General features: G+C 69.9%; 19 protein-coding genes and 2 pseudogenes. 8 read left to right on the forward strand and 13 right to left on the reverse strand.

Features of this window, described 5'->3' with window-relative positions; genetic code table 11:
* From ACF088_RS19100 to ACF088_RS19120, 5 genes are all read right to left on the reverse strand, one after another.
* Positions 1 to 363: a DUF742 domain-containing protein gene (locus ACF088_RS19100; protein ID WP_030413708.1), complete on the reverse strand. Its 363-nt coding sequence runs from the start codon at positions 361 to 363 to the stop codon at positions 1 to 3.
* On the reverse strand, positions 360 to 788 hold the full coding sequence (locus ACF088_RS19105; RefSeq protein WP_350250847.1) for a roadblock/LC7 domain-containing protein: 429 nt from the start codon (positions 786 to 788) through the stop codon (positions 360 to 362). Before ACF088_RS19105 ends, ACF088_RS19100 begins: the two co-directional genes overlap by 4 nt.
* Positions 785 to 2,233: an ATP-binding protein gene (locus ACF088_RS19110; RefSeq protein WP_392376946.1), complete on the reverse strand. Its 1,449-nt coding sequence runs from the start codon at positions 2,231 to 2,233 to the stop codon at positions 785 to 787. The genes ACF088_RS19105 and ACF088_RS19110 overlap by 4 nt, the downstream gene beginning before the upstream one ends.
* Before the next feature lie 241 nt (positions 2,234 to 2,474).
* Entirely contained in the window at positions 2,475 to 2,765 is a 291-nt protein-coding gene (locus ACF088_RS19115; RefSeq protein ID WP_392376947.1) for a DUF397 domain-containing protein, read from the reverse strand.
* Positions 2,747 to 3,580: a helix-turn-helix transcriptional regulator gene (locus tag ACF088_RS19120; RefSeq protein WP_392376948.1), complete on the reverse strand. Its 834-nt coding sequence runs from the start codon at positions 3,578 to 3,580 to the stop codon at positions 2,747 to 2,749. The genes ACF088_RS19115 and ACF088_RS19120 overlap by 19 nt, the downstream gene beginning before the upstream one ends.
* Positions 3,581 to 3,698: 118 nt before the next feature.
* Between ACF088_RS19120 and ACF088_RS19125 the strand changes: the two genes are divergently transcribed.
* From ACF088_RS19125 to ACF088_RS19135, 3 genes are all read left to right on the forward strand, one after another.
* Positions 3,699 to 3,998 carry a hypothetical protein gene (locus tag ACF088_RS19125; RefSeq protein ID WP_392376949.1) on the forward strand — a complete coding sequence of 100 codons (300 nt, stop codon included), beginning with the start codon at positions 3,699 to 3,701 and terminating at the stop codon, positions 3,996 to 3,998.
* 37 nt (positions 3,999 to 4,035) lie between these two features.
* Positions 4,036 to 4,782: a DNA repair protein RecO gene (gene recO / locus ACF088_RS19130; protein ID WP_350250842.1), complete on the forward strand. Its 747-nt coding sequence runs from the start codon at positions 4,036 to 4,038 to the stop codon at positions 4,780 to 4,782.
* 74 nt (positions 4,783 to 4,856) lie between these two features.
* Positions 4,857 to 5,675: an isoprenyl transferase gene (locus ACF088_RS19135; protein WP_392376950.1), complete on the forward strand. Its 819-nt coding sequence runs from the start codon at positions 4,857 to 4,859 to the stop codon at positions 5,673 to 5,675.
* A gap of 94 nt (positions 5,676 to 5,769) precedes the next feature.
* On the opposite strand, the gene ACF088_RS19140 is transcribed toward ACF088_RS19135, so the two are convergent.
* From ACF088_RS19140 to ACF088_RS19160, 5 genes are all read right to left on the reverse strand, one after another.
* Positions 5,770 to 6,363, reverse strand: coding sequence for a hypothetical protein (locus ACF088_RS19140; RefSeq protein WP_392376951.1), 594 nt, complete (start codon positions 6,361 to 6,363; stop codon positions 5,770 to 5,772).
* A gap of 608 nt (positions 6,364 to 6,971) precedes the next feature.
* Entirely contained in the window at positions 6,972 to 7,403 is a 432-nt protein-coding gene (locus tag ACF088_RS19145) for a transcriptional repressor (protein WP_328386914.1), read from the reverse strand.
* Positions 7,404 to 7,551: 148 nt separating this feature from the next.
* Positions 7,552 to 8,451, reverse strand: coding sequence for a metal ABC transporter permease (locus ACF088_RS19150; RefSeq protein WP_392376952.1), 900 nt, complete (start codon positions 8,449 to 8,451; stop codon positions 7,552 to 7,554).
* Positions 8,452 to 8,533: 82 nt separating this feature from the next.
* Positions 8,534 to 9,313 carry a metal ABC transporter ATP-binding protein gene (locus ACF088_RS19155; protein WP_392376953.1) on the reverse strand — a complete coding sequence of 260 codons (780 nt, stop codon included), beginning with the start codon at positions 9,311 to 9,313 and terminating at the stop codon, positions 8,534 to 8,536.
* 79 nt (positions 9,314 to 9,392) lie between these two features.
* A complete protein-coding gene (locus ACF088_RS19160) occupies positions 9,393 to 10,355 on the reverse strand; it encodes a metal ABC transporter substrate-binding protein (protein WP_392376954.1) in 963 nt (320 codons plus the stop codon).
* Positions 10,356 to 10,566: 211 nt separating this feature from the next.
* On the opposite strand from ACF088_RS19160, the gene ACF088_RS19165 reads away from it, so the two are divergent.
* Positions 10,567 to 11,949, forward strand: a complete 1,383-nt coding sequence (locus ACF088_RS19165) for a glycine--tRNA ligase (RefSeq protein WP_392376955.1) — start codon at positions 10,567 to 10,569, stop codon at positions 11,947 to 11,949.
* Positions 11,950 to 12,448: 499 nt separating this feature from the next.
* Here the strand turns inward: ACF088_RS19165 and ACF088_RS19170 are convergent, their stop codons facing one another.
* A complete protein-coding gene (locus tag ACF088_RS19170; RefSeq protein WP_392376956.1) occupies positions 12,449 to 12,880 on the reverse strand; it encodes a hypothetical protein in 432 nt (143 codons plus the stop codon).
* A gap of 177 nt (positions 12,881 to 13,057) precedes the next feature.
* On the opposite strand from ACF088_RS19170, the gene ACF088_RS19175 reads away from it, so the two are divergent.
* Together ACF088_RS19175 and ACF088_RS19180 are read left to right on the forward strand one after the other, a co-directional pair.
* Positions 13,058 to 14,284: a sensor histidine kinase gene (locus tag ACF088_RS19175; RefSeq protein ID WP_392376957.1), complete on the forward strand. Its 1,227-nt coding sequence runs from the start codon at positions 13,058 to 13,060 to the stop codon at positions 14,282 to 14,284.
* Between the two features lie 8 nt (positions 14,285 to 14,292).
* Entirely contained in the window at positions 14,293 to 14,931 is a 639-nt protein-coding gene (locus ACF088_RS19180) for a response regulator (protein WP_392377167.1), read from the forward strand.
* Positions 14,932 to 15,193: 262 nt separating this feature from the next.
* Here ACF088_RS19180 and ACF088_RS19185 read toward each other — a convergent pair whose 3' ends face one another.
* Together ACF088_RS19185 and ACF088_RS19190 are read right to left on the reverse strand one after the other, a co-directional pair.
* Positions 15,194 to 15,934 (reverse strand): hypothetical protein, encoded by a 741-nt coding sequence (locus ACF088_RS19185; protein ID WP_392376958.1) that lies wholly within the window; start codon positions 15,932 to 15,934, stop codon positions 15,194 to 15,196.
* Between the two features lie 622 nt (positions 15,935 to 16,556).
* Positions 16,557 to 17,129: pseudogene (locus ACF088_RS19190) on the reverse strand (transposase family protein); the annotation flags it as partial.
* 43 nt (positions 17,130 to 17,172) lie between these two features.
* On the opposite strand from ACF088_RS19190, the pseudogene ACF088_RS19195 reads away from it, so the two are divergent.
* Together ACF088_RS19195 and ACF088_RS19200 are read left to right on the forward strand one after the other, a co-directional pair.
* Positions 17,173 to 17,289: pseudogene (locus ACF088_RS19195) on the forward strand (IS982 family transposase); the annotation flags it as partial.
* Between the two features lie 134 nt (positions 17,290 to 17,423).
* The gene (locus tag ACF088_RS19200; RefSeq protein ID WP_392376959.1) at positions 17,424 to 18,746 is read left to right on the forward strand and encodes an MFS transporter; all 1,323 of its coding nucleotides are present in this window, start codon (positions 17,424 to 17,426) and stop codon (positions 18,744 to 18,746) included.
* The last annotated feature ends 12 nt before the right edge of the window (positions 18,747 to 18,758 follow it).

Here is an 18,758-nt window from a genome sequence, read left to right on the forward strand (position 1 = left end):
CTAGGACTTGAGAGAGCGGAGTCCATCGAGAACCCTCTCCAGGATCTGTCGGTCGAATTGCTCGGCTTCGGGAATGGGGACACGGGCGTGCAGCCGCCCGGCATCGACGAGGTCGGCCACCAGCACCTTCACCACGCTCACGGGCAGGTGAAGGTGGGCGGCGACCTCGGCCAGAGACAGCGCCCCGGGCTGGAGCAGCTCCAGGATGCGGTGCTCCTCCGGGCGTACCTCGCTGGTGATCGGCATCCCCACGCTGTGCAGCAGGGTGAGCCGGTCCAGGGTGTTGCGGCTGGGACGGGCGCGCCCGCCGGTGGCCAGATAGGCCGGTACGAGGCGCCTGCCGCTGCTCTGGCGCGGGGTCATACGGGGTTACCCGTATCCCGGGCCGGGCTGTTCATGACCTTGTTGCCCAGGGTCGTCACCTGGATCTGCATGTGGTGGGCGACGACGCCCATGTTCACCTCCGGACCGGCAAAGACCGCAAGGCAGGTGTTCTCGCCGGCGGGTATCGCGAAGACGAAGCCCTCGTCGGACTCGATGACCGTCTGCCGCAGCCGGGTGTCGTCCTTCCCGGCGAACGCCGCGGTCACGGCACGGCCCGCGCCCTGGAGCGCGGACATCATCGCGGCGACACCCTCGCCGGAGTCACGCTTCAGGCCCGGCGAGGCGCCCTCGATGAAACCGTCACCGGAGATCACGGCTGCGTGAATAACATGCGGCAACTCCATGAGGGGCGCCAGCACCCAGGACTTGTCCTCGGCGACACGGCGGCGGGTGGGGCTGTTCATGACTGCGGGTTCCCTTCGGGACTGCGAGGGGGTTCTGACTGGGCGGCTGCCCGGCCGGTTTCGGTACCGCGCTGGAGTGCGGCCCAACGGGATCCGGTCTCCTCCGGGGAGCGCGGCGGAAGCGATGCGGTGCGCTCGGCACTCTCATCGAGTTCGGAGACGGGCTTACGGCGGCGCCGGCGCGGCAGCTCGCCCTCGGCCTGCGGGGCGGGCGCCTCGTAGGAGGCCGCGGACGGCGCGGCGGGCGCGGACGGTGCGGCGGGTGCGGCGGGTGCGGCGGCTGCCGGGGACGGCGTCGTGGCGCCGGTCGGCAGCGCGGAGCCGGCCCGGTCCGGCACCCCGGAACGGTGCGGCAGCGGAGCCATCACGGACATCGGCTGGGCGCTCTCGTCGAGGACGGTGAGAAGGGGGTCACCCGGGATGTACACGACCGCACGCACACCGCCGTACGGCGACGGCTCGACATGCACCCCGAAGCCGTACTGGCGCACCAGCTGTCCGGCCGCCGCGAACCCGGACCGCGGCGGGTCGCCGAGCTGGGTGAGCAGCAGGCTGTCGTCACCCGACAGCAGCTCCATCGCGGCCTTGATCTCGTCGTCGTGCATCCCGACGCCGTAGTCGTCGACGATGACCGAGGCGCCGCGGTTGCCCTGCTGGAGGGTGATGATGACGGGCAGTTCACGGTGCGAGTGGTGCAGCGCGTTGGCCAGCAGCTCGGTCACCACGATCGCGACCGGCTCCACGGCCCGCGCCACCACGGCGACCGGGTCGCGCAACTGGTTGCTGACCTGTACCCGCTCGTAGCCGCGCAGCCGGGAGGTGGCGCCGACGACCAGCTCGGCGAGGTAGGAGTCCTCGCGGGTGAGGCCCGGCCAGGCGCCGCAGACGACACCGGTGGCCTGGATACGCCGCAGCGCCTGCTCGTTGAGGAAGTCGGCGTTCAGCAGGTCGTGGGCGACGTTCGGGTCGTCGTAGCGGTGCTGCATCTCCTGCAGCGCCGACTGGAGCTGGTAGAGCAGCGCCTGGATGGTGGTGGTCGCGCCGCGCAGGGTGGACTGGGCGGCGGCGTCGACGCGCGCCCGCTCCTTGGTGATCGCGTCGCTGACCTGCTCCAGTACGGCGCTCAGCGCCTGGTCGGTCTCCGTCCCGGCGAACCGGGCGTCCAGCAGCCCCGGTACGGGCACATGCGGGTGGGCCAGCGCCAGCGTCAGGTCGGGGAGCCGGGTACCGGCCAGGTGCCGGATCTCGGCCTCGGTGGCGCGCAGCCGGGCCGACAGCTCCGTATTGCTGTGGAGCGTGGCGCTGTTCTGTTCCTCAGCGGCGGACAGGCGCGATCTCAGACCGGCGCGCTGCCCGCGCGCGCGGATCGAGAGCGCCGCCAGGACCACGGCGGCGGCCGTACCTGCGCTGAGGCACCACAACAGCGCCTCCGGTATGGATGTCATCGAGATCCTCAATTGGGGTACTGACGGGGTCGGCCGGCCATCACGGCGTTGTGCTGCCGATCATCACGGGATGCTACCGGGCTGTTGACGTGCCGTGAGGGCCACTTCCCATGGGGGACGGAGAAGTGCGGAAGGTCGCCTTCCGCCCGCGATGACCCGGACCATAACGTGATGTGGCCCCGTCATCCAGTGGGATGGCGGGGCCTTTGTGTGACTGGTGTGAACGCCTGGTGAAAGGCGGTCAGGAAGCGGCGAGATGACCGGCTTTGACGGCGTCGACGAAGGCGGTCCAGCCGGTGGCCGGGAAGACCAGGGCGGGGCCGTGGGGGGTCTTGCTGTCGCGGACGGGGACGATGCCGGGGCGGTCGTCGGAGACCTCGACGCAGCTGCCGCCGTTGCCATCGCTGTAGCTGCTCTTGCGCCAGGAGGCAGCGCCGGGGAAGTCGTGGGCGACCTCGATGCAGTCGCCGCCTTTGTCGTCGCTGTAGCTGCTCTTGCGCCAACTCGCGGCGCTCAGGTCGTACTCGCGCATCGTCTGTAGTCCTCCGCCGCCGATTCGAGCTGGGCCAGGGACGCCTCCGGCGACAGTGCGGCGGCCCTGACCAGATCGTAGTCCGCCTGTACATGCTTCACTACGGCCGGATCGTCCAGCAGATTTCCCGAACGCACGCCCTCTGTATAGGCGGTTGGCGGGGCATCGTCGAACTCCATGATCTTCAACATTTTGCCCATGGAAGGGTACGGACCGGCGGCGAATGGGAGGATCTGCAGGAGGAGCCTCCGCTCGCGCGTGAGCTGCGCGATGTACTCCAATTGCTCGGCCATGGTGGCTGCCCCGCCCACTGGGACCTTGAGTCCGGCCTCGTGCAGCACCACCCAATACATCGGCCTTGCGGCTTCCTTGAGGATGGCTGCCCGCTCCAGGCGGGCGTGGACCCCCGCTTCGATGTACTCGTCCGTCGCGAGCGGATTGCCCGCGATCATGAGGGCGTGCGCATACGCCGACGTCTGCAGTAGTCCCGGCACGATCATGGGTGCGAACTCGCAGATCTTCGTTGCCAGCCGCTCCAGCTCCGCCGCTGCCGCGAAGTAATCCGGGTACCGCTTGTCGTCGATCAGCTGGCGCCAGGTCCGCTCGAAAAAACCGTCGGTTTGTAGAACCTCGTCGATCCGCACTGCCACATCCAACTGCGGCCTTCGGAACGCCTGCTCGAACTGGCTGATGTAGCCGCCGGAGACGAAGACCATCCGCCCCAGAGCCTCCTGGGTTAAGCCGGCCTCTTCCCGGCGCCGCTTGAGTTCGGTGCCCCAGAATTCCCATGCTGCATGCCGTGAAGCTCGGGCCATTGCTGACTCCCTTTCTCTGCCCGGCAGTTGTATTGCCGCCCTCCTTGCCCAGCCTAGTTCCGCACCGTCACGCTCTGAATGCGAACAGTGAAACCCCTCACGGAAAGTGCGGACGATCATGAGCCAGCCCAAGGAAGTGGAAACCGTGACGACGGATCTGCGGGAAGCCCTCGCCCGCGCGGGCGTCGTGCTGCCTTCCCTGCGCCCCGATCCCGTCTCGTACGAGCACCGGTATCTGCCGCCGCTCGTGGAGCTTGGGCGCTGCACGATGGACGTCGCCCGGCGGCTGACCCGTGCGCTCGACGGGGCTGCGCCGGGCCCGGACGAGCCCGCGCCGCACCCGCGGGACACCGTCGCGGAGCGGCTGAGCGTCGCGACCGCCTATGTCAACGCACGCAGCCGGGGCGAGCGGGCCTGAGGGACGTCCGGCCCCGCCGATGCGCGAGAATGGCGCCATGAGTCTGTTCCGCGACGACGGCATCGTGCTGCGCACCCAGAAGCTGGGTGAGGCGGACCGGATCATCACGCTGCTCACCCGGGGGCACGGCCGGGTCCGTGCGGTGGCCCGTGGGGTGCGGCGGACGAAGTCGAAGTTCGGGGCGCGGCTGGAGCCGTTCTCGCACGTCGATGTGCAGTTCTATGCGCGCGGCAGCGAGCTGATCGGGCGCGGGCTGCCGCTGTGTACGCAGAGCGAGACGATCGCGGCGTACGGCGGTGGGATCGTCACGGACTACGCCCGCTACACGGCCGGCACGGCCATGCTGGAGACCGCCGAGCGGTTCACCGACCACGAGGGCGAGCCCGCCGTACAGCAGTACCTGCTGCTGGTCGGCGGGCTGCGGACGCTGGCCAATGGCGAGCACGAGCCGCATCTGGTGCTGGACGCCTTTCTGCTGCGCTCGCTCGCCGTCAACGGCTATGCGCCGAGTTTCGACAGTTGCGCGCGGTGCGGGCTGCCCGGCCCCAACCGGTTCTTCTCCGTGGGGGCGGGCGGGGTGACCTGCGGTGACTGCCGGGTGCCGGGGAGCGTCGTACCCTCCTCTGAGGCCATCGGGCTCCTCAGCGCGCTGCTGACCGGCGACTGGGAGACCGCGGACGCCTGCGAGGCCCGTCATGCCCGGGAGGGCAGCGGGCTCGTCACGGCGTACCTGCACTGGCATCTGGAGCGGGGCCTGCGTTCCCTCCGGTACGTAGAGAAATAGCGAAGACCACCCTCAAGACACATACGCCCCTCAAGGCAAAAACGCCCTCAAGACACATAGGAGACGTGGGCCGCATGGCACGACGCGGGATTCTGGGCCGTAATCGACGTGAGTACGTGACGCCCGAGCCGCACCCTTCCGGTGCGCGGCCGCCGAAGATCCCCGGTGAGCTCGTCCCGAACCATGTGGCGGTCGTCATGGACGGCAACGGCCGGTGGGCCAAGGAGCGCGGGCTGCCGCGGACCGAGGGGCACAAGGTCGGCGAGGGCGTCGTCCTGGACGTCCTCAAGGGCTGCATCGAAATGGGCGTGAAGAATCTTTCGCTGTACGCCTTCTCGACGGAGAACTGGAAGCGGTCGCCCGACGAGGTCCGTTTCCTGATGAACTTCAACCGCGATGTGATCCGGCGGCGCCGTGACGAAATGGACGCGCTGGGTATTCGCATCCGGTGGGTCGGCCGGATGCCGAAGCTGTGGAAGTCCGTGGTGCAGGAACTCCAGATCGCCCAGGAGCAGACCAAGGACAATGACGCCATGACGCTGTATTTCTGCGTCAATTACGGCGGGCGGGCCGAGATCGCCGATGCGGCGGCGGCCATCGCGGCGGATGTGCGGGCCGGAAAGCTGGACCCGTCGAAGGTGAACGAGAAGACCATCGCGAAGTACATGTACTACCCGGACATGCCGGATGTGGATCTCTTTGTGCGGCCGTCCGGTGAGCAGCGGACCTCGAACTACCTGATCTGGCAGAGCGCCTATGCCGAGATGGTTTTCCAGGACATTCTGTGGCCGGATTTCGACCGTCGGAATCTGTGGCAGGCGTGCCTGGAGTATGCGAAGCGGGACCGCAGGTTCGGGGCGGCGCCGGAGGCGGAGGACCCGTCGGCGAAGTAAGGCGTCCGGGCGTAAGGCGTCCAGGGGCAGGGCCAGGGGCCGGCGGCGTTCGCACGAACGCCGCCGGCCCCTGGCCCTTCTTCGCCGTGTGCCGTCAGGAGTGCCAGACCTCGCGGAGGTGCGAGACGGCACCGGAGCCGGTCAGGGTGATCTCGTAGATGTCTCCCGAGCAGGCGAGCGGCGGCTTGACCTGGTCGTGCTTCAGGCAGGCGGTGAGGTGCTCGGTGAGCGTGGCGAGGGGCACCGTGCGGTGGCCCGTCGCGCCGGTGCTCAGCTCGGCCGTGGCCCCCGGGGCCAGCGGTTGGCGGGCGGCCTGCCCCGCCCCCGCATACCCTCCGCCATTGGGATCGCAGGCGAACTTCGCCTCCCGGACGGACAGCGCGCCCTGCGACGGCGTGCCCATGACCTGCACCATCCGGTGCCCCTTGGCCACCTTGCCGGGGGTGCAGTCGGAGGACGGCTCCGGGTCGATAGGCAGGTCCTTCACCGGCGAGGCCGGAGCCGAAGCCGGGGCCGAGGGGGCCGGTGAGCCGGACGGCGTGGACGCCGGGGACGCCGGGGACGAAGCGCCGGGGGCGGACGAGGCGGTTGCTTCCGGGGAAGCGCCCGTGTCCTCCCCCTTGCAGGAGGTGAGTGTGGCCAGCGCCGCAGCGACAGCGGCTGCGGCGAGCAGGCGGCGGGTGAACATGCAGGAGTTCTCTCTCGTGTGCGGGCCGGGACGTACCGGCGGGGCAGGCCCGGGCGCGTAGCGACCCGAGAGGGGCTGCTAGGTCGTCAGCGGGACTGGTGTGTCATCAGCAGGGCCGAAGCGCCCCGGCAGGGCCGACATCTCGCCCTGGCAGGGCCGACGTGTCGCCCGCGGCAGGGGCTGGCGTGTCGCCCAGCAGGGCCGACGCTCCGTCAGCAGACCTGCGACAGGCGGGTGGCCGACGTGCTCGGCGAGGAGAGGTCGTCGGAGATCGTGATCATCTCCTTGACGCGGCCGTGTGCGATGCGGCCGTGTGCGACGCGGCCGACGGCGCGTCGCCGACCAGCTTGGTGCCGTCGTCCCGGAGTTCCCCGAGAACGCCCATGTCCTACCCCCGTGTATGCGTGTAGCTCCACGCTGATGCCGCGTAAGGCTAGCACCGGCGTGTACCTGACAGTTTTCTCCTGGAGCGGTCCGGTTCGGGGGAGTTGACGGCCAGAGGTCCGGACAGACGGAAGGGCCGCCGTGTGAAGGCGGCCCGTTCGCGTGCTCGCTGCTGCCGTTGCCGTTGCTCTGCTGCTCCGGCTCCGCTGCTCTGCTCTGCTCTACTACTTCTGCTCCGCGGCGGACCGTGCCGCGCACTCCCCGCAGGTCCCGAAGATCTCGATGGTGTGCGCGACGTCCCGGAAGCCGTGCTCCGCGGCGATCTGGTCGGCCCACTTCTCCACCGCGGGGCCCTCGACCTCGACGGCCTTGCCGCAGGCTCGGCACACCAGATGGTGATGGTGATCGTCGGTGCTGCACCGGCGGTAGACGGCCTCGCCCTCGCTGGTGCGCAGTACGTCGACCTCACCGGCATCGGCGAGGGACTGCAGCGTCCGGTAGACGGTGGTCAGCCCGACCGAGTCGCCCTTGTGCTTGAGCATGTCGTGCAGCTCCTGCGCACTGCGGAACTCGTCGACCTCGTCGAGTGCGGCCGACACCGCGGTCCGCTGCCGCGTCGACCGGCCGCGTACCGGAGATCCCGCGCTCGTCGCCACCGTTGCCTCCCTAGGACGTCAGGACGTCAGGACTTCCCCCTGCACGTGCGTCCCGCCATTGTGCCAGGTGATGACCGGACCACCGGGGGGATGCTTACGCGTACGTCTCTTTGCCCCACGCTACCTGCCGGCACCTCTCCGCCCGCGCTCATCCGGCCACGCTCACATCGTCCACGGCGGTCCGGCCGCCGGGTACCTCCAGAGTGCACCCCTCGGAGCCCTCCGCGGCAGCCCTGGCGCGCTTTTTCGCGAGCGGCGCGGCGAGCGCCGTGAAGAGCACGAACAGCCCGATGGCGAACAGCACGATCGTTGCGCCGGACGGCACGTCCACGTAGTACGAGGTGGCGGTGCCCGTAAGAGTGACCGCGACACCGATCGCGACGGCCACCGCGAAGGTGACCGCGAAGCTGCGGCTGATCTGCTGGGCGGCCGCGACCGGGATCACCATCAGGGCGCTGACCAGCAGCAGCCCGACGACCCGCATGGCCACGGTGACGGTGACCGCGGCGGTGACGGCGACCAGCAGATTGAGCAGCCGCACCGGCAGGCCCGTCACCCGGGCGAATTCCTCGTCCTGGCAGACGGCGAACAGCTGACGGCGCAGCCCGATCGTGATCGCCAGTACCAGGGCGGCCAGGACGTAGATCGTCGTCATGTCCTGGGGCGAGACGGTGGTGATCGAGCCGAAGAGGTAAGTGCCGAGGTTGGCGTTGGAGCCGGCGTCGGAGAGGTTCATCAGCATCACGCCGCCCGCCATACCGCCGTAGAACAGCATGGCCAGCGCGAGGTCGCCGCGGGTCTTGCCGTACCAGCGGATCAGCTCCATGACGACGGAGCCGGCGATGGCCACGGCGGTGGCCATCCACACCGGGCTGGTGTTGAGCAGGAAGCCGAGGCCGACGCCGGTGAGTGCGACATGGCCGATGCCGTCGCCCATCAGGGCCTGGCGGCGCTGGACGAGGTAGATGCCGATGGCGGGGGCGGTGACGCCGACGATCAGGGCGGCGATCAGGGCCCGCTGCATAAAGGCGTAGTTCAGGATTTCCATGTCGGTCGTCCTCGCAGAAGGGAGCCGGTGCTCGGGCGGTGGCGGGCCGGGGTGCGGGGGGCGTCCCCCGAAGGTCGCGGCATCAGCTCAGCAGCCCCGTCCGGATCGGTTCCGCGGCCGCATCGGCGTGCGGGTGGACGTGGTCGTGGCCGGGCAGCGCATGCTGGCCCACGGCCTCGGGCGGCGGGCCGTCGTGGACCACGCACCCGTCGCGCAGCACCACCGCGCGGTCGATCAGCGGCTCCAGCGGGCCCAGCTCGTGCAGCACGAGCAGGACGGTGGTGCCGCGGCCGACCTGCTTGCGCAGTGCGGAGGCAAGGACTTCCTGGCTGGCCAGGTCGACGCCGGCCATCGGCTCGTCCATGATCAGCAGGTCCGGTTCGCCGGCCAGCGCGCGGGCGATCAGTACCCGCTGGTGCTGTCCGCCGGAGAGCGCGTTGACGGAGTCCTTGGCCCGGTCCGCCATGCCGACCAGCTCCAGGGCATGGTGCACCGCGGCCCGGTCGGCCTTGCGCAGGATGCCCAGCTTCGTACGGGCGAGCCGGCCGGCCGTGACGACCTCGCGGACGGTGGCGGGGACGCCGCCGGCCGCGGTGGTGCGCTGCGGTACGTACCCGACCCGCGCCCAGTCCCTGAACCGCCGGAACGGAGTGCCGAAGAGGGCCAGCTCGCCGCCGGTGAGCGGGACCTGGCCGATCACCGAGCGGACGGCGGTGGACTTGCCGGAGCCGTTGGCGCCGAGCAGCGCGACGACCTCGCCGGTGTGCACCGCCAGGTCGACGCCGCGCAGTACGGGGCGGGCGCCCAGCGAGGCGGTGGCCCCGCGCAGGTCGATGACCGGCTGGGCGGGCGAATGGTTCATGGTGACCTCCGTCACGTGCTGTGCGGTGTCCGTCACTTGTTGGTGTCCGTCGCTTGTCCGGTCACTTGTCCGCCGGCCGTCACTTGCTGCCGAGCGCCTTCTGGAGGGCGGCGAGGTTGGCGCGCTGCACCCCGAAGTAGTCCCTGCCGCGGGACTTGCCGTTGATCCCTTCGAGCGGGTCCAGGACATCGGTCTTCAGGTGCAGGTCACCGGCCAGGGCCTTGGCGGTGGCCGGGTTGGCGATCGTCTCGAAGAAGACGGTCGAGACGTGGTGCTCGGTGGCGAGGGTGTGCAGGTCCCTGATGCGGTGGGCGCTGGGCTCGGACTCGGGGTCGAGGCCGCTGATGGCCTCCTCGGTCAGGCCGTAGCGCTCGGCGAGGTAGCCGAAGGCCGCGTGGGTGGTGAGGAAGGTGTCCGAGGACCGCTTCTTCAGCCCGTCCCGGAAGTCCTTGTCCAGCCCGTCCAGCTTGTTCACCAGCGCATCGGTGTTCTTCTGGTAGTCGGCCTTGTGGTCCGGGTCGGCCTTGGCGAGGGTCTTGTTCACGCCCTTGGCCGCCTCGGCGTACTTCACGGGGTCGAGCCAGATGTGCGGATCGTTGCCGCCCTCGGCCTCGGAGTGCGAGTGGTTGTCGCCGGTGGTGTGGTGGTGGCCGTCGACCTCGGTGCCGTGCTTTTCGAGGGCGGTGAAGGAGGCGGCGTCGGCGACGTGCTTGTTGCCGGACTGCGCCACGGCGTCGTCCACGGCGGGCTGCAGCCCCTTGAGGTAGACGATCGCGCCGGACTCGCCGAGCTCGCCGGTCTGCCGCGGGGTGAGCTCCAGGTCGTGCGGCTCGACGCCCGGCTTGGTGAGGTCGGTCACCTCGACGTGCTTCCCGCCGATCTGCCGGGCGAGGAATTCCATGGGGTAGAAGGACGCTGTCACCCGCAGCCTGCCGTCCTCGGTGCGGGCCCCGCCGGCGGGGGAGCAGGCGGAGAGGGCCAGCAGGCCGAGCACCGAGACTCCGGCGAGGGCCGCGGTGGATATGTGACGGCGTATGTTCATGACACTCATTTTCAACAAAGTTGGAAACGATTGTCAACAACAGGTGGGTGGGTGTGAGCGGGGCGACAGCGGGGCCGGAACCGATTTGATCCAGAGGGTACGGCCGCCGGTACCCTGAACTATTCGCCCACCCGTCTTTCGACCACCACCCCCCATCGAGACGCTCGGGCGCCGCCCATCCATCGTTCGTCGTCGTAATGAAGAGAGCACCGTGGCCGCCGACAAGATCGATACCATCGTCAGCCTGAGCAAGCGCCGTGGCTTCGTCTATCCCTGTAGTGAGATCTACGGCGGCTCCCGCGCTGCCTGGGACTACGGTCCGCTGGGCGTCGAGCTCAAGGAGAACATCAAGCGTCAGTGGTGGCGCGCCATGGTCACCTCCCGCGAAGACGTGGTCGGTCTCGACTCGTCGGTGATCCTGGCCCCCGAGGTGTGGCAGGCGTCCGGCCACGTCGCCACCTTCACCGACCCGCTCACCGAGTGCACCTCCTGCCACAAGCGCTTCCGCGCCGACCACCTGGAAGAGGCGTACGAGGCCAAGCACGGCAAGCTCCCGGCGAACGGCCTCGCCGACCTGAACTGCCCGCACTGCGGCAACAAGGGCAGCTTCACCGAGCCCAAGCAGTTCTCCGGCCTGCTCTCCACCCACCTCGGCCCGTCGCAGGACACCGCCTCGGTCGCCTACCTGCGCCCCGAGACCGCGCAGGGCATCTTCACCAACTTCGCCCAGGTGCAGCAGACGTCGCGCAAGAAGCCGCCGTTCGGCATCGCGCAGATGGGCAAGTCCTTCCGCAACGAGATCACGCCCGGCAACTTCATCTTCCGGACCCGTGAGTTCGAGCAGATGGAGATGGAGTTCTTCGTCAAGCCGGGCGAGGACGAGGAGTGGCAGGAGTACTGGATGGCCGAGCGGTGGAACTGGTACCGCGACCTCGGCATCCGCGAGGAGAACATCCGCTGGTTCGAGCACCCGGCCGAGAAGCTCTCGCACTACTCCAAGCGCACCGCCGACATCGAGTACCGCTTCAACTTCGGCGGCACCGAGTTCTCCGAGCTGGAGGGCGTGGCCAACCGCACCGACTACGACCTGTCCGCGCACGCCAAGGCGTCCGGCCAGGACCTCTCCTACTTCGACCAGGAGGCCGGCGAGCGCTGGACTCCGTACGTCATCGAGCCGGCCGCCGGTGTGAACCGCGCGATGCTCGCCTTCATGCTCGACGCGTACATCGAGGACGAGGCGCCCAACGCCAAGGGCAAGATGGAGAAGCGCACCGTCATGCAGCTCGACCCGCGCCTGGCGCCGGTCAAGGTCGCGGTGCTGCCGCTGTCCCGTAACCCGCAGCTGTCGCCGAAGGCGAAGGGGCTGGCCACGGACCTGCGCAAGAACTGGAACATCGAGTTCGACGACGCGGGCGCGATCGGCCGCCGCTACCGCCGCCAGGACGAGATCGGCACGCCGTTCTGCGTCACGGTCGACTTCGACACCCTCGACGACAACGCGGTGACCGTGCGCGAGCGCGACACCATGAAGCAGGAGCGGGTCAGCCTGGACCAGATCCAGGGCTACCTGGGCGCGCGGCTGCTCGGCTGCTAGTCCTTCACGGGGCGGCGCCGGTCCCTTCGCGGGGCGGCGCCCACCTGTGATGTCAGGCGTGATGGGGCGGCGGCCGCCTGTGACGTTGTGACGTCAGGTGTGACCTGAGGCGTCACTTCAGGCGTGATCTCGGGCGTGCTTCAAGCGCCGGCCGGGCTCGGATTTTTCCGTGGCCGGCCGGCGCTTTTGTGTGTGGGGTGTTGGGGGCGTTGCCGGCGTTGGGGGCGCAGGGGCCGGCGGGTGTGGCAGGGGCGGGGCGGCGGGCCGTTCAGCGGGAATGACTCCCCGCGCCGCCGCGTTGTGGCCCGTAGGGGGCCCTCGCACCCCCTACGGGATGTGTTCGCCCGCCCCCTAGGTCCGCGCCCTGGGCCGATTCCCAGGGCCCGCCTCTTGAGCCGATTCCCAGGGCCCGCCTCTTGAGCCGATCCTCCGGGCCCGCCTCTTGGGCCGATCCTCCGGGCCCACCCCTTGGGTCGATTCCCCAGCCACCCCCGGCCTCTCACGTCCGCCGCGATGCGAGCCAGGCGCACAGGCCCGCCAGGGGGAGTTCCGCTCCGACGGCCATGGCGAGGGCGGTGGCCAGCTCCGTGCCGGGGGCGGCGGTGGCCAGGTCCAGGCAGGCGTCGGCGAGGAGCAGGAGGGCCGCGGCGGCCGCGGGGGCTCGGTGGCGGGAGTCGGTGCGCAGCAGACGGGTGCCGGCGGTGAGGAGGGCGGCGGCCTCCAGGGCGTCGAGGGCGACCCAGGCGGCGGCCTCGGCGGGCGGCAGGGTGCCGGCGAGGTAGCCGAGCCAGGGGAGGAGGGCGAGCCCGGCGCCGGTCAGGATCCTGCCTTGCAGGCGGCGCGCCGCGGTGAGCCGTACGGGACCGCGGGTGCTGCCGGTGACCGGGCAACTGCCGCCCTTGAACGGGGTGTTGAAGGCGGTCGGAGTCATGGGAAGGGTCGCTTTCGGACGTCGCGAACCCGGCCGTCGGGCTCGTCCTCAACACTCCGGTTTTCGCAGGCCACCGTCAGTAACGTCGCTGTCCGACTTGGGGTGGCACCAGCTACACCCCCGCTGCGGACACTGCTGTCATGGCCGCCGGGTGGACCCGCCCCCTACGGTTGGATCATGACCGTCCCGACCCGGCTGCGCCGGGCTCTCGTCCGTATGCGGCGTGACATCGCCTTCATAGGCGTCGGGGTGACGCTGCACCTCATCCCGGCGCTGCTGCACTTCTGGGTGGTGATACTGCTGCTCGGCACCGCGTTCGACCCGGACCCCGAGACGACGGTGGTGCTGGCGTTCTCGCTTCCCCTGCTGATCGTCGCGGGTTGGGGACTGACCGAGCCGCAGCGCTGGCGCTTCCGGGCGCTGTGCGGCGTGGAGCTGCCGCGGCTGCGGTTCAGGGAGCTCAGGCGGCAGTTCGGCTACACCTTGCTGATCGGTCCGCTGCTCGGGGTACTGGAATTCCTGCTGCTGGCACTGCTGTTGGCGGCAGTGGTGGCGTCGTTGGTCCTGGTGTGGGTCTGGCTGGTGCCGGCAGAGTGGCGGCGCGAGTACGGGGGCTACACCACCAACGCCACATACCTCACGGTAGCGGGATTGCTGGCGCTTGCCACGGTGCCCCCTCTGGCCGCGGGACTCGTCCGGCTGGAGATCCTGGCCGGGCAGGGGCTGCTGGGCGTGAGCCGGTCCGATCAGCTGGCGCGCCGGGTCGAGGACCTCACCGAGAGCCGGGCCGGTGCGGTGGACGCCGCGGATGCCGAACGGCGGCGTATCGAGCGGGATCTGCACGACGGCGCGCAGCAGCGGCTGGTGTCGCTGGCGTTGAACCTGGGGCTGGCCAAGGCCACGCTCACGGATCTGCCGCCGGAGGCGCGGGAGGTCATCGACGCCGCGCACCGCGAAGCGAAGGACGCCATCGAGGAGCTCAACAACCTGGTGCGCGGGCTGCATCCGGCCGTTCTGGACGAGCTGGGGCTGGACGCCGCGCTGTCCGGACTCGCGGCCCGTGCCCCGCTGCCGGTCCGGCTGCGGGTGGATCTGCCGCCCGGCCTGCCGCAGCGTGCGGCACCGGCCGTCGAGGCGGTCGCCTACTTCGTCGTCTCCGAGGCGCTGACGAATATCGCCAAGCACGCACGGAAGGCGACCCGGGCGGACGTGACGGTCACCCGGCTCGGCGAGATACTGCGGGTGGTGATCGCCGACGACGGCGTGGGTGGCGCCGATCCGTCCAAGGGGAGCGGTCTGAAGGGGCTCGCCCAGCGTGTGCGGTCCGTGGACGGAACCTTCCGGATGAGCAGCCCCGTCGGGGGCCCGACCATGATGAACGTGGAGCTGCCGTGCCCGATGTGAGGCGTGCCGTGATCGCCGAGGACTCCGTGCTGCTGCGGATCGGGCTGGTCAAGGTGGTGGAGATGGCCGGGTTTGAGGTGGCGGCCGAGGCGGGGGACGCGCAGGAGCTGCTGGCGGCGGTCGACGAACACCGGCCCGACCTCGCGGTGGTGGACGTCCGGATGCCGCCCGGCTTCACCGACGAGGGCGTGCGTGCCGCGCTGTCGATACGTCAGAACCAGCCGGAGACCGCCGTGTTGATGCTCTCCCAGTACGTCGAGGAGCGCTACGCGGCCGATCTGCTCGCGACGAACACCAGCGGCGTCGGCTATCTGCTCAAACAACGGGTCGCGGATGTCGAGGAATTCATCGAGGCGCTGCGGAGGGTGGCGGACGGCGGGACCGCGCTGGACCCGCAGGTCGTCGCCCAGTTGCTGGTGCGGCGGGCCAGCGATCCGCTGGAGCGGCTGACGGCCCGCGAACGGGATGTGCTCGCCCTGATGGCCGAGGGCCGCTCCAACGCGGGCATCGCCGCACAGCTCGTGGTCAGCGAGAGCGCGGTCGCCAAACACATCAACAACATCCTCGCCAAACTGGACCTGCCCAGGGCGGACGCCGATCACCGCCGGGTGCTGGCGGTGCTGCACTTCCTCGGGGTGGGCGGCTAGGCCCTGTCCGATGGGTCGCGTGCCTCACGTGCGGGCGCCGCGTGGACTCGACTTCCCGACTTCCCGACTTCCCGACCTCCCGACTTCCTGACTTCCCGGAAGGGGGCGTTGCCGTTGCCGGGCCGCCTTCGCGAGGTGCCGGGAGGGCTTCAGGGCCATGCGAACGCTTCCGTCACTGCGCGGTGGAGCCGCCCGTCAAAGGTGGCTCCACCGCGCAGCCGGGCGGGCATTTAGCCGGGCCGGCATTGAGCAGGGCCGTCATTTACTCGTGGGCGCTGATCACGCCGCCGCTGCTGAGCACGAGGTAGATGCCGTTGGCGTCGAGCCCGACGTCGTGCTGGTTCGTCTCCAGCGTGGCGGCTACGCCGTCGTGGCCGATGATCTGTGCGCGGTACCGCAGCTCGCCGACCTTCGTGACCTTGGCCGTCCAGCCGCCCGCGAGCTTGAAGGTGCCCGGTCCCTGGTGTCCGCCGCCCATCCAGGAGTGGACCTGGCCGTCCAGCGTGAGCGTGACGAACATGTCGTTGGCGTCGAGCCCGTCGTCGCGCCCCTTCGTCTCCAGCGTGGCCAGGACCGAACCGCGGGCGACGATCTTGGCACGGTAGTGCTGGTCGCCGAGCTTGTAGATCTCGGCCTTGCTGATGCCGTCCGCCAGGCGCTGGGTGCGGACCGGGGATGCCGCCTTGCCACCGCCCGCGGCGTTCGCGCTGCCAGACTGCTTGCCCGACTGCTGGCCCGCGGCGCCCGCCTTGGTGTCGGTCTTGGTGTCGGCCTTGGCACCGGAGCCCGCCTGGGCATCGGAACCCTGCGCTCCGGCGGAGGAGCCCGTGCCGCTGGACTCGACGGCGGCCTTGCCCGACTCCGCGTGGGCCGCGGGCTTCGCGCCGGCGGCGTCCGAGCCGGAGCAGGCGGTCAGGGTGAGGCCGGCGGCTGCGGTCAGGGCCGCGACGGCAATGCGCAGGGTGCGGCGGCGAGCGGTGCGGACGGTGGTGCTGGAGCTCATTTCGGGTCCCCCCGGACAGGCGGCGTCGTTGTTTCCTCGGTACGTTCCCCACTCTGGTCGGGGCCGCTGTCGCAAGGCTGCCGCTCCGCTAACGTCCGACTAACGGGTGTGAGGAGAGGGAGGAGAGGAAGGACGCCGAGGAGAGCCCGAAGGGCCGGGACGCGGACGCTAGTGGGGAGACCCGCACCTGCTTGCCGGAGCCAGGAGCATCCGACAGGTCGAGGTCGAGGTCGAGGTCGAGGTCGAGATCGAGGTCATGGGCACAGGTGTCCCGCCCCGCAGCGATCGGAACGGTCAGGACACTCGGAAGTCACCCGACCCATCAGACACGTCCTGGGTGAGCCCTGGGCGGGCCCTGGGTGAGTCCTGGGCGGGCCTTGGTGTGTTGCCCCGTCGCCGATGTACCGCGACAACACACCTGGCAGCCGAGTGTGGCGAAATGCCTAGATGATCGATTCCAAGGGGTCAGTGGTCCTTACGTTGGTCATCGGTTTGGTCATGGGCGGTCAGTGAGACAGGACGGGCTGTCCTGTGTGGTCGTTGTGCCAGAGTGCGGCGGTCAGTGCGAGGATGCGCTGCATGACGCGGGCGACGGCACCGCCGGGCGTGCGCCCTCGGTGCTCCGGCGGTGCGGGATGACCAATCCGGTGCCCTGATAGCCGCCGTCGGCGATGGTCATGGTGTTTCCGACGGCGGCTTTGGCGCCGGACTCCTCCCAGCCACGGGAGTCGTGGCGATTGCCCGGCAGGGGTCGGCCGACCACGACGATCAGGCGCGTGTCGGCGTCGATGACGACCCGATGGGCCGTGGAATAGCGGTAGTTTTTCGACTGTTCGGCCACCGTATGGTCCCGAGTGGGCACCAGCGTCCCGTCCGCGATCAGCACGGCGTTCTTACGGAACCGCCTGCGCGGCTGGAGCGCGAGCAGCGGACCCAGGTGATCGATGATCCGGTCCGCGGCCGACTTTGAGATTCCGAACTGCGGAGCCGGCTGGCGCTTCGTCAAGTCCGTCCGCCAGTACGCCGCAACCAGCAGGAGACGGTCCTCCAGCGGGAGGCTCCACGGACGCCCCCGGTGCACGTCCGCCATATGCTCACGCCGAACCGCGGTCACCAACTTGCCGAAGCAGCGCGGACTCAGCCCGGTGAACGGGCCCATCCAGGACGACTCCGACGCCGTGATCACAGCAGCCACATCAAGATCATCTAACCCCTGACCAGGGGTTACGGGACAACCCTTGGCCGAGCAGGACATCCGGCTGCTCCGGCCGGTCCGCAAGGGCGAGCCGGGACGGCCCGGAGCACCACTGTTCAAGCCATTGCGGCAGATCATCGAGTCGGTCAACGAAACCTTCAACGCGAGCGCGTGAACCCGTGAGCGCGCCCCGAGCGACGCTCGCCTCTCCCGCTTGACCTGAGTAGACCTGTCTGTCTAATCTGATTCGCGATTAGACAGACAGGTCTACTCATGCTTCGGACGGGAATGGTCATGACGAATCTCTCGGTCGTCCCGGCGTCCAAACCGGCGCGCACCTCGGATGCGGCGCCCGCCGCTTCCGGATCCGCTTCCGGATCCGACTCCGCTGCCGTATCCGCGCGGGGCCGGCGGCTGCCGCCGAACGTGGCGCTGTACGTACTCGCCTCGATCACCATCTCGTTCCTGGCGGCCTCCAGCGCGCCGACCCCGCTCTACGCGGTCTACCAGGCCGAATGGGGCTTCGACCCGATCACCACCACCGTGGTCTTCGGCGTCTACGCGGTGGCCGTGCTGCTCGGGCTGCTCACCATGGGCAAGCTCTCCGACCACGTCGGCAGGCGGCCGATACTGCTGGCTGCGCTGGCGGCGCAGGCCACCTCGATGGTCGTGTTCGCCACCGCCGACGGCGTGTCGGGGCTGATGGTCGCCCGGATCGTCCAGGGACTGTCGACCGGCGCCGCGCTCGGTGCGATCGGGGCGGGGATGATGGACATCGACCGGCCGCGCGGCACGATCACCAACGCGGTCGTCCCGGGCATCGGCACGGCGACCGGCGCGCTGGTCTCCGGCCTCGTCGTCCAGTTCCTGCCCGCCCCCACGCATCTGGTCTACCTCGGGCTGCTGGCGGTCTTCGTCCTCCAGACCGTCGCCGTCGCGCTGATGGCGGAGACGGTGATCCGCAAGCCGGGGGCGCTGGCCAGCCTGGCGCCGGAGATCAAGCTGCCGCGCGCTGTACGCCACCCGATGCTGGTGGCCGCGCCGGTGCTGTTCGCCGTCTGGGCGCTGGCCGGGCTGTACGGGTCGCTCGGTCCGTCCCTCGCACGGCAGTTGACCGGTTCCAGGTCCGAAGTCCTCGGCGGGCTGAGCCTGTTCGTGCTCGCCGGGGTGGCCGCCGTCTCGGTGCTGGTCCTGCGGAAGGCGGCGACCCGGACGGTGATGCTCACCGGCATCCTCGCGCTGATCGCCGGGGTGACCCTCACCCTCGTCTCGATCCGCGATTCCTCCCCCACCGGCTTCTTCGTCGGCGCCGCCATCGCGGGCGTCGGCTTCGGCAGCGGGTTCCAGGGCGGCATCCGTACGGTGATGCCGCTGGCCCGGCCGCACGAGAGTTCCGGGGTGATGTCGCTGCTCTTCGTCGTCTCCTACCTGGGCATGGGGGTGCCCGCCGTGATCGCCGGGTTCCTCGTCGTCCACGCGGGCGGACTGACCGCCACCGCGCAGGAGTACGGCGTCGCCGTGATCGTCCTCGCGGTGTTCGCGCTGCTCGGGCTGCTGCGCGGCGGTCGGGACGGGGCGGCGGTCCTGCCGGGCGAGCGGGTCGGCGGCAACGCCTGAGGGGTGGCCTCC

This window comes from Streptomyces sp. NPDC015125 (assembly GCF_043080045.1).
In the GTDB taxonomy this organism is placed as follows: domain Bacteria; phylum Actinomycetota; class Actinomycetes; order Streptomycetales; family Streptomycetaceae; genus Streptomyces.